This is a genomic window from Brachyspira innocens ATCC 29796 (genome assembly GCF_000384655.1).
Lineage (GTDB): Bacteria > Spirochaetota > Brachyspiria > Brachyspirales > Brachyspiraceae > Brachyspira > Brachyspira innocens.
Window position 1 is genome coordinate 17,862 of the sequence record NZ_ARQI01000091.1, and the last position, 11,150, is coordinate 29,011.

10 protein-coding genes are annotated in these 11,150 nt (G+C 27.9%); 2 read left to right on the top strand and 8 right to left on the bottom strand.

What is annotated here, in order from left to right; all coding sequences use genetic code 11:
• Position 1: 1 nt before the first annotated feature.
• Positions 2-748: a hypothetical protein gene (locus tag F811_RS0104175; RefSeq protein ID WP_020004035.1), complete on the bottom strand. Its 747-nt coding sequence runs from the start codon at positions 746-748 to the stop codon at positions 2-4.
• Between the two features lie 141 nt (positions 749-889).
• Entirely contained in the window at positions 890-2,383 is a 1,494-nt protein-coding gene (locus tag F811_RS0104180; protein ID WP_020004036.1) for a hypothetical protein, read from the bottom strand.
• Between the two features lie 174 nt (positions 2,384-2,557).
• Between F811_RS0104180 and F811_RS0104185 the strand changes: the two genes are divergently transcribed.
• Positions 2,558-3,046 carry a tRNA (cytidine(34)-2'-O)-methyltransferase gene (locus tag F811_RS0104185; protein ID WP_020004037.1) on the top strand — a complete coding sequence of 163 codons (489 nt, stop codon included), beginning with the start codon at positions 2,558-2,560 and terminating at the stop codon, positions 3,044-3,046.
• Positions 3,047-3,170: 124 nt separating this feature from the next.
• Here F811_RS0104185 and F811_RS0104190 read toward each other — a convergent pair whose 3' ends face one another.
• The gene (locus tag F811_RS0104190) at positions 3,171-4,007 is read right to left on the bottom strand and encodes a flagellin N-terminal helical domain-containing protein (RefSeq protein ID WP_020004038.1); all 837 of its coding nucleotides are present in this window, start codon (positions 4,005-4,007) and stop codon (positions 3,171-3,173) included.
• Between the two features lie 293 nt (positions 4,008-4,300).
• On the opposite strand from F811_RS0104190, the gene F811_RS0104195 reads away from it, so the two are divergent.
• Complete coding sequence (locus F811_RS0104195) at positions 4,301-5,275, top strand: M28 family peptidase (RefSeq protein ID WP_020004039.1); 975 nt, start codon at positions 4,301-4,303, stop codon at positions 5,273-5,275.
• Positions 5,276-5,448: 173 nt separating this feature from the next.
• On the opposite strand, the gene F811_RS0104200 is transcribed toward F811_RS0104195, so the two are convergent.
• The 5 genes from F811_RS0104200 to F811_RS0104220 form a co-directional block, all read right to left on the bottom strand.
• On the bottom strand, positions 5,449-6,150 hold the full coding sequence (locus tag F811_RS0104200) for a B3/B4 domain-containing protein (protein WP_020004040.1): 702 nt from the start codon (positions 6,148-6,150) through the stop codon (positions 5,449-5,451).
• A 46-nt stretch (positions 6,151-6,196) separates the two neighbouring features.
• Positions 6,197-7,165 (bottom strand): DNA-methyltransferase, encoded by a 969-nt coding sequence (locus tag F811_RS0104205; protein WP_020004041.1) that lies wholly within the window; start codon positions 7,163-7,165, stop codon positions 6,197-6,199.
• Positions 7,166-7,168: 3 nt separating this feature from the next.
• Positions 7,169-7,372, bottom strand: a complete 204-nt coding sequence (rpmE, locus tag F811_RS0104210) for a 50S ribosomal protein L31 (protein WP_020004042.1) — start codon at positions 7,370-7,372, stop codon at positions 7,169-7,171.
• Between the two features lie 101 nt (positions 7,373-7,473).
• Complete coding sequence (locus tag F811_RS15510) at positions 7,474-9,126, bottom strand: methyl-accepting chemotaxis protein (RefSeq protein WP_245555833.1); 1,653 nt, start codon at positions 9,124-9,126, stop codon at positions 7,474-7,476.
• Positions 9,127-9,449: 323 nt separating this feature from the next.
• On the bottom strand, positions 9,450-10,832 hold the full coding sequence (locus tag F811_RS0104220; RefSeq protein WP_020004044.1) for a hypothetical protein: 1,383 nt from the start codon (positions 10,830-10,832) through the stop codon (positions 9,450-9,452).
• Positions 10,833-11,150: the final 318 nt, after the last annotated feature.

Consider the following 11,150-nt stretch of genomic DNA (forward strand, 5'->3'; position numbering starts at 1 on the left):
TTTAATTATTTGTTCTTGGCAATAAATCATTACTTTGAGGCATTATAGCAGTATTAGTAGCATTAGGATCTCCTATTTGAGGAGGAAGTATGCTTGCTTCACCCAAAACAGCTGTGTTTCTTTCTATCACTGCCTTATCTTTCAAATCTTGTATATCTCTTTGAACTAATTGTTCTGCATAAGCATTTTTATATAACTGAGCTATATAAGGGGCTGTTTCTGTATTATATTCTGTTATACCATACATTTGAGTTAATTGCTGTTTAGCCTGTTCAAAGAAAGCCTGAGCTTGTTCTGGATTTGGGTCTGGTATATTTTTAGCTGCATCAGCAATAAGTTTAGTTAGATAATACTGAAACTTAACATTTCTTATTGAAAGGTTTATAAAATCTTTAGCTTCCTGAGTTTCAAAGAATTTTTCTTCTTCAGCTTTTTTGAATAATAAAACAGTATTTATTAATTGGTCAGCATACATTTGTTTAGTAGCTGCATCATTAGCATATAAAGCTATTTGATCTGCTGTAGCTCCCTGAAGTACCAAAGCTGCTTCTAAATCTTTATTGAAATTAGTTTGATTTACAGTAAAGTCATCTATTTTTAATACCCAATCGCCTTCTCCGCCTTTTAGATAGGCTATAGAATCAGATGAGGAAGAACTGCTGCTTCCGCCTCCCTGACTTTGAGAGCAGGCTATTATAGGTAATGCTGTTAATATTAATAATAGTTTTCTTAAGTTTTTTAAACTCATAAAATTATACTCCTTAAAAAATAAAAAACAGTTTATTAGTTGTATAGTGTATCATATATAAATTTTTATGCAAGTAAAAACAAATAAATTTTTACATAGATAAATAAAAATAAATTATGCATATTTACAAATTATTTTTATTTATTTCTTTCCAGAATACATGCTTATTACTAAATTCGGCAGTTCTTTTTCTAATATTCCATACCAAATAGATTTTCTTCTCTTTAAAGTTTTGCTGCTCATAGCATAATTCATAAGTTTATTATAAGTTTCATTTGCCTTTTGAACATTTTGAAATATAGGTATATGATTAGCTGGAAATATTTCAGATATATTAGCTTCTATATCTTTTTTTATAACAACATCGTATATAGGCAAAACTTTTTCGTATCCCGCACAAATACTTTCGGCATATTCCAAAACCATTTTATCAAAATTCGGTATAGTTTTTAGTAATCTTATTATCAAAGCAAAAGTATCTATAGCCTCTTTATAATTTTCTTTAACAACATATGCTCCGTTAGCTTTATCGCATAAATCACATATAGTATTATTGGTGTAGCTTGATATATATTCATTAACATGTTCATCTATTTGGAAAGGAGGCATTGATTTTGCCACTTTTGATATAAGCTCCAAAACAGCCGTAAACATTCTCTGCTTCCATAAATTGCCTTTAACACTTTTGATAAGCTCTTCCATCTCATTGAAAAATGATTCTTTATATTTTTCATCTGGATTAAATATAGCTTCTACTATAGGTATCTCTGTACCTTTAAATGATATCATACCATTATCATAAAAAGAAATAATATTTTTTTCAAATATTTCGCTTTTAACTTTGCTGTTTTCTTTTAAAAAGTTGAACTGTAAATTTTTAGTTACTATTACTTTATTTTCTTTTGGTGCTAAAGTATTGGCTCTAGCCTGCATTCTTGCAGCATTGTTAATTAAAAACCCTGATAAATCCCCGTCTTCTGTAATTATCAATGAGCTATTAGTATTGCCTCCTGATATTCCAGCACTTATCTTAAACTCTGGAAGACCCGATGTATCTACACTAGGATATTCATTCAATAATCTTTTCTTGCTTAATACTCCTATAATTGCTATAGTGGCACTTAAAGCATCAGTAGCAGTTGGACATACCATAATAATTTCATCACCCTGCTTCCTATGCGATATAACATTATAAAACTTTGTTACAGCACTTACTTTGTTTTGCATAAGATCATCTAAGGCATGAAGTTTAGATAAATTATTTTTATTCTCTTCGCAGAACTTTGTATAACCATGTATATCAAGCATTGCTATATAAACATCAGCTATTGATAAACTTAATTTCAAATCGCCTGCAAAACTGTATTTCGGATTTTCAATAACAAACTGAGACCATAATTTAGGATATGATTCTTTATCAAGATTATTAAAAAATCCCCAGTTAATTTTACGTATAATATCAAATAATGCCCTTAATATTGTTTTATGGTCATGAACTTTCTCAAAGTTAATATTTTTGGCATAAGTAAAAATTTCTGAAAAGTTTTTTATCTCTCCTGAAATTATCTTTTCTGTAAGAAATGCGTATAATTCATATTTAGAAGTGGATTGCGTATATTCCTCTATTTTATTCACTTTTTTCCTCTTACCTTATTTTTAAAAAAGATGTAATTATTACTTTAACTTATAAATAAAAAAAATCAATACTAATAACGAATTTATTAACAATCAATAAAACATATTGAAAAAAATATAAACTATCTTAAAATAAAGATAAAATTTTTTAATAATAAAATAAATAAACAAATTATGAATAGTAAAGTAATAAAAAATAATTTCAATGTAGCAGTAGCATTATACAGACCAGAAATACCAGCAAATACTGGAAATATAGGAAGATTATGTGTAGGACTTAATATAGAACTTCATATAGTTTCAAAGCCTTCATTTATAATAAGTTCAAAAGAAGTAAGACGTGCTGGACTTGATTATTGGGAGCATTTGGTATTAATTAAACATGAAAATGAAAATACATTTTTAGAATACTGCAATAACAATGGAAGAAGAATAATACCAATAACAAAATTCGGAAAAAATAGATATGATGAGTTTAACTATTCCAACAATGATATATTTTTATTCGGCAGAGAATCAACAGGACTTAGAGAATCATTATGGGAAAATGATTTGGATAACTCTGTATATATACCGATGAGCGATAATATACGTTCTATTAATCTGTCAAATACCGCTGCTATTGTAGCTTATGAAGCATACAGACATATTTGCCTTTCCTAAATAAAGGATAGTTTTATATACTGAAATTTTAATTAAAATAATAAAAAATTATAAATAAAAAGCCCATCAGTATTGCTACCGACGGGCTTTATATCTACATTTGTAATAAGTCGCTTAAATCAAATTATCCGATAATTCTCATTATAGATTGGTTTTTCATATTAGCATTAGCTAACATAGCAGCACCTGTTTGTTGTAAGATTTGTTCACGAGTATAAGCAACCATAGCAGAAGCCATATCAGCATCTCTTATAACACTTTCAGAAGCGATAGTGTTTTCAGTAGCTATCATTAAGCTTTTTACCATAGATTCCATTCTGTTTTGAACAGCACCTAATTCAGCTCTTTGAGCTACTACCATTTGTATACCTTCGTCTATTCTTCCTAAAGCTTGGTTAGCAGTTTCTACAGAAGAAATAGAAATAGGAGTGTCTCCTCCAACTTGTAAGTTAGTAGCAGTCATAGCACCTATATTAACAGATACTCTTTGATCCATATTAGCACCGATGTGGAAAGTCATAGGAGTTTGAGCATCAGCAGCGAAACGTCCTGTTAACATGTTCATTTTGTTGAATTCAGCTTGAGAAGCGATTCTGTCAACTTCAGCTACTAATTGGTTAACTTCTACTTGAATTAAAGCTCTGTCACTGTCAGAATAAATACCGTTAGCAGATTGAATAGCTAATTCTCTCATTCTTTGCATAATGTTAGTAGTTTCATTTAAATAACCTTCAGTTGTTTGAATGAAAGAAATACCGTTTTGAGCGTTTCTAGTAGCTTGTTGTAAGCCGCGGTATTGTGAACGCATTTTTTCAGATACTGCTAATCCAGAAGCATCGTCTCCAGCAGTGTTAATTCTCATACCGCTAGAAAGTTGTGCTATTGTTTTAGTCATTGAATTTCCAGTTAAATTCAATTGTCTGTTTGCATTTAATGCAGAAATATTATTGTTGATAATCATAACTACCCTCCATGAATAGTGCTTAAAATATTTTTTGTAATTTTTATTTTTCTAAAGCTTTTTAATATTATGTTTTTATTTGCTGTTTAGTCATCCCCTACAAAACAACAACATAATATTAACTTCACGTATAATATTATTATAATATCTTTTAAAAAAAAAGTAAAGACTAATTTTTTATAAAAAAATGCCGAAAGGGCAATTTACTGCATATTAATATAATAACATTGACTTTTTAACACTATTATTTTAAAATCTAATACCATAACATCATTTTTTTGGAATAAAAAACTATGAAATTTATAACAACAGCTATGATTATAACACTTTTTATGTTTAATTCATGCAGCAGTGCAAAGGCAAATACCGATAATAAAATAAATAATAATTGCTATTTTAATGCTGAAAATGCATATAATTACATAAAAGCACAGACAGATTTAGGACCTAGAAACTACGGAAGTGAAGCCCATAAAAAAGTAAGAGAATTTTTTAAACAAGAAATTTCTAATATGGGTTATGAAGTTTTTAGTCATAATTTTCAAGCACCATATATAAAAGAAAGAAACGGTGAAAATATATATGCATTCCTTAAAGGAAAAACTGATAACTATATAATTATAGCAAGCCATTTTGACAGCCGTTCTGTGGCAGAAAAAGATAAAATGGCATTTAATAGAGACAAACCTATAAGCGGTGCTAATGATGGGGCAAGCAGCAGCGGGGTTTTATTAGAACTTATGAAGGCTTTAAAAAATTATAATGATTTGCCTTACAGTGTATGCTTTGTACTATTCGATTTGGAAGATGATGGAAATCTATTTGATGTTGAAGGCAATTCACTAATAGAAACTGATTGGATACAGGGAAGTATTGCATTTGTAAATGAAGTTATAATAAGAGATAAAATAATTGATAAACAAAAAATAAAATTCGGTATTCTTCTTGATATGGTTGGAAGCAAAAATGCAAAATTCAAATATGAAAGTTTTGCTCATACATATTATTCTCCAATATATAATAAAGTTTGGCAGTATGCTTATGATTTAGGATACAGTAATTATTTTTTTGACGAACATTACGGCACTATAATAGATGATCACACCCCATTTTTAAACGAAAAAATACCTTTTATTGATATTATAGATATGGGATATCCTTTTCATCATACTTCGCAGGATACAATATATAAATTAGATAAAAAAACTTTGGAAGCTGTGGGCAAAACCGTTGAATACTCTGTAATAAATGCTGATAGCATATACTAAAAATTTTTAAGTTTGTCAATTTTTTATTCAACTTTTGGAGAAGCCCGCCCACAACATACCTAACTCTACTTCATTAGATTGTAAAATAACTGTGATGATGTACGAATTTCACAGTACTAATCCTAAACATAAATAAAATTATTTTGAAACAAGACTAATATTTATATTTTTTATTAAAACTCTATATAATTATTCTCAGCATTGATCATTCCTACTTCAACAGTACAGTTAAAGAATTTACAAAGTAAACTGCCAAGCTCATCTCTAGCACTAATAGCTCTATCATCATTAATACCCATAAAAGCATCTATCGGAAATATTATATTTGAAGAAGTTTCAATAATTTTTCCATGTTCGCTTTGTCTCCATATCCATCTTCTAGTTCTTACATCATTAGAAGAAACATATACTAATTCATTCTCATCAACTTCTTCGCTTTCAGTCTCGCCAAAAGGAATAAAAATATCACCTTTTTTTGAGTATCTTATATAAAAATCCTCTTTCATAGAATCCAAATCATGTGCCCCCATAGGAAGTTTATATTTTATTGATACAGCATTTACCAAATCAACAACAGAATTTATATGCGGCATTCCTTTCTTTTTTGATATTCTAGTAAGTAATGCCTCTATCGAACACATAAATTTATTGGGATTAATATTAAGTTTCTGAAAAGCATCTCTATAACACTTTATATATTCGCTTTCTTTTACCTTTATATTCTCAAAATCTTTTTCAGCATTTAAAATATTCTCTTCAAGCATAGAGGAAATATCATCTATTCTTTTAGTATTATCAATATTTTTAGCTAAAATTACAGCAACACAAAGATTATTTAAAGTTTCAAATACTTTATTTTCAATTATAAATTTCATATTATATAAACTCCTAAATATTATAAGATTGAAGCTAATATTTTTATCAAATGCTATCTTTTTTGCTTTTGGTCATTAAAGATTTTAAATATGAATAAGTATTTCTTTCCCAAAATACTCCGTCAGCAAATCCCTGAATATTCTTATCCGTATTTGATTTTTCTAATCTATACTCGGTAAGCAATGCATAATATTTATCCATTTCTATAGATACATATTTTCTATTTAATTTATTTGCAACTACAGAAGTTGTACCGCTTCCTACAAAAGGATCAAATACTATGTCATCTTCTTTTGAACTTGCCAATATCAATTTTGCTATTAATTTTTCAGGTTTTTGAGTGGGGTGCGTAGTGTTTTCAGCCATAGACCAATAAGGCACACTTATATCGTCCCAAAAATTGGAAGGGTGCGTTAATCTAAATTTTCCTTCCTCTGTTTCATGCCAATCCTTTGGTTTACCATCTTCTTTGTATGGAGCTATTACTCTTCTTTTCATCTTTACAGCATTTATATTAAAATAATAATTATTAGATACTGTGGCAAACCATATATCTTCCAAAGCATTTTTCCAATTAAACTGAGCCCCTCTTCCCTTTTCTCTCTGCCAAGTAATTCTATTTCGCACAATAAAATATTTATTAAGTACATCATACACAGCAGAGCTTGAAAATAAATCGCAGCATACATATATAGACGCAGTTTTTTTAAGATGAGGTATAATCAAACTTATAAAAGAATCTATATACTGACTATAATCATTATCCGATTTTTTTCTAAAATTTAGGTTTCCAAAATCTTTATTTAAATTATAAGGCGGGTCTATAATAGCTAAGTCTATAAAATTATCAGGAAGATAATTTATAGACTCAAAGAAATCATTACAAATTGTCTTGTTAAGAATAGAATCAAGACTAGTTTTTTCTTTTAAAATTATTAAACGCTTGGAAAGCTTTTCTACGTCATCTCCATCTAAAATTATAGTTTTATTTTTAGACGAACGGTTTCGCTTCATAAATTATTTTTTTAAACCATAACGTTTTTTGAATTTATCAACTCTACCAGCTGTATCAAGGATTTTCTGCTTACCTGTAAAGAAAGGGTGGCAGTTATGACAGATATCTACGTGTAAACTTTTTTGTACGGAATGTATTTTAAAATTAGCTCCGCAGGCACAGTTTACATCTGTTTCAAAGTATTGAGGGTGTATATCTTTTTTCATTTTGCTTCTCCATTAAAAGTAAAATAATATAATTTTTGATAGTAAGTTTATATTATACTATAAAATTACTATTTTTGCAATAGCTTCAAAATAAATTTATTCTATTTAGAATCAAACTTAAAATAGTTTATATCTTTTACTATATCTTCTGTCATGTTTTTTACTTCATTACTAGAATTGGCACTATCCTGAGCTATAGATGAGTTTTCTTGAGTAATTGAGTTTAATGAATTAAGAGCTTCATTTATCTGCATTATACTGTTTTGTTCATTAATAGCTGTCGTGCTTATTTCAGTTAGAATATCAGCAACATTTCTTGCAGATGAAGATATATTATTCAATATTTCTATAGAATGAGCAACTGATTCATTACCATGTTTTATTTTATCAATACTTTCATTTACTATAGATGTAATATTATTAGCAGCTTCATTAACAGTTTGGGCAAGAGAACGTACCTCACTTGCTACAACAGCAAAACCTTTACCCTGATCTCCTGCACGTGCTGCCTCAACTGAAGCATTAAGAGCCAGTATATTGGTTTGAAATGCTATAGATTGAATAAGTTTTGTTATCTCTGATATTTTCTTACTAGACTCGGAAATTTCTGCCATATTATCTGCAATAATATTAACTGCATTAACACCTGTCAAAGTAGAATCTGAAACTTCTAAACTCATATTTTTAGCATTTTCTGTATTATTGGAAGTATTCTGTAAAGAAACAGATAAACTCTCTGCAGAGGCCGATAATTCTTCTAATGATGATGCCTGCGATATAGTTCTGTCAGATAGATTATTACTGCCGTAAGTTATGGTATCAACAGAACTATTTATGTTATTTATACTTTCCTTTAAGTTATAAACTATTTTTCCTATATTATCCTGCATACTTTTTATGTTTTTATATAGCTCAGCTGTTTGATCATTTTTAGAAAGCATCTTTTCATCGAATTTACTATTAAAATAACCCTCATTCATAATTCTTATATGTTTTATTGCATCTTCCAACGAAGAAGAAATAGGATTTACTATTACAATAACAAGTGATGTCTCTAATATCATAATAATAAACATAACAAAAAGTAAAAGTACCATAAGTGTAAATAATTGCTGTTTTATAGATGATAAATCCCCATAAAGAACTATACTCCAAGGAACCGTCTCTAAATTTTTGACTATATACCAATTATTTTTATATATATTAGTGTAATTTCCGCTATTTTCTATATACGTCCTTATATTCTGAAAATTAGTATCATCAAATATTTTCTTATTTTCATTTAATACTTTATTTTCATCTGCACTATTAATAAACATACCATTTGATGTTACTAAATTAACATTTTCTTCATAAAGAACATTTTGAACTATATCATTCATTTTAGAGAAATCTATAGCTGCAACTCCTTTTAATTGATTATTATTAGTATATACAGCTTTGGCAAAAGTTATACATATTTTACCTGTAGCATAATCTACATAAGGATCAGTTATATAAACTTTTCTATTATTAGCTACAGCAGATTTATACCATCCTCTTGAAGTCTGATCATAATCTAAAGAAAAAGGCTCTAATGAGTTTATAAAAATGCCGCCTTTTGAATACGGAATTGTTTCTCCAAAATATATATTCAAATAATCATCGCTTAATTTTGATATATTTGTTACAGAGTATCCGAAATATTCATAAGGAAGATTTGGTATCTGCAGATAAGAATCTAATATATCCATGACATTATTTACTTTACTCAATTTTGCCTCTATTAGATCATGTATACTTACAGCTTTAAATGTTTTATCTTTTACAAATGAATTTATATAAATATTTCTGTATAAAAAAAAATATAACAAAATACATAATTATTAAGAATACAGCAAATGGAATGAGAAATTTCATCATCAAAACTAACTTTTTCTTATTAAACATTATAAATATCCTCAGATAATAATTTTAAGAAAGGCATAAAGTTTACAAAAAATCAATTTTTACATAGTACATTATATGTAAAATAAAAGAAGCAGAAATAAAATATTACTGCTTCTTTTTGTAATATATTTTATTTATAATATATTTTTTAATTTACAACAGTATCATAATAATTAACTATATACCAATACTGCCCCATCTGTCTTAATATAAATGTTCTTCTTACAACAGGATCATAAACATCACCTGTATCAGCATTAAAATATCTATGATAAAGTCTTGTTTCAATTTCTGCCCTAGGCAAACCATAATCTTCAGTAATTGTTGTTTTATCAATAGTATAATTTAGAAGAGTATAATTTACAGCAGGATCATATTCGTTTCTAATCATATTCAAAATAGCTGTATAATGATTTTTTAATTCAGCATCTTTAGTAGATATTATATCCCTTTGAAGTTCTGCTGTAAAATTATTTCTAACCTGTCTGTCATAAGCTGAAGCCAAATATTTTTTGAACTCTTCAAATAATACTTTTCTGTCCTCTGGCAAAGAAGTTCTGTAAAGAATATCAAATCTTATAGCAAGCTCTCTTATATTACTTGATTTATAAGCCATTTCCAAGTTATTTAAGAAATTATTTCCAAAATTAGTTCTTAGCATATTAGCACTAATACTGTCAGAAAACTGATTTCTTAAAAATGATTCAAAACTCAATGTTCTAGCTTTTTGACGTATACCTGTATCGGTAAAGTCTTCAAGATAACTATTGCTGTAATTATTTCTGTATGCTTCATAATATCTTTGGCTTATGCTTATTATAGAAGGCATATGCATATAGCTGAAATAATTAGTCCAATCTCTATTTTTCATAGAAAATAAAGTATTAGATACAACACTGTAAGGTGAAAATTGTTCCAACTGCGAAATATTAGTTACAACATTATACTGAGCTGTATTTCCCTGTTCATTATAAGTTCTGGCACTTCCCAAAGTGAAATAAGCAGTATCAGCTTTCATAGAAAAATTATCGCTTATTTCTGGCATAGGGTTAAAACTGCATTCTACTCTGTATCTTCCAGTCTTATTGAAATAAAACCAATTATTTAAATCTATATAATATGAAAAACTCTCTCCTTCATTAAGAGTTACCACTCTGTCTTTGGAAGAATCTAAAGTTCTTTCATTTTTATATTTCCATAAAGTATAATTATCTGATGATACCACTGGATTATTGTAATTATCATAAACTGTAAAGCTATAATTATTGAAAGGATTAATAGAGTTTGTAAAACTTACAGTACCTTTTTTGGCATATATCTTTATTTCCATAGTTATAGGTTCATTTAATCTATATCTATTTAAATCAAAGTTCATGCTTATAACATAACTAGACGGAGCTACCACATTATCATTAGGATAAACTCTTTTAATTTGATCCAACATAATTGTATCCAAAAAACTGTCATCTTGGGCAAATATATTAGAACAGCTAATAATTATAAATAAAAGTAATAATATTCTATGTTTCATACGTCATTACCTTAAAAAATACTACTATAATAGTTTATCGGAAAAAAGTAAAAATAACATAAGAAAAATTATATATCTTTAATATTATTATGTTTCAAATAAAAAACAATAATTTTATTAGTTTTATTGTAAAAAAATATGAATATTCTTTAATAAATATTGACAATTTTATTTATTAATTTAATATGTATTTAGGCAATTTATATGGGGGAATAATTACTATGCATACAGCATACAGCATACAGCATACAGCATACAGCATACAGCATACAGCATACAGCATACAGCATACAGCATACAGCATACAGCATACAGCAT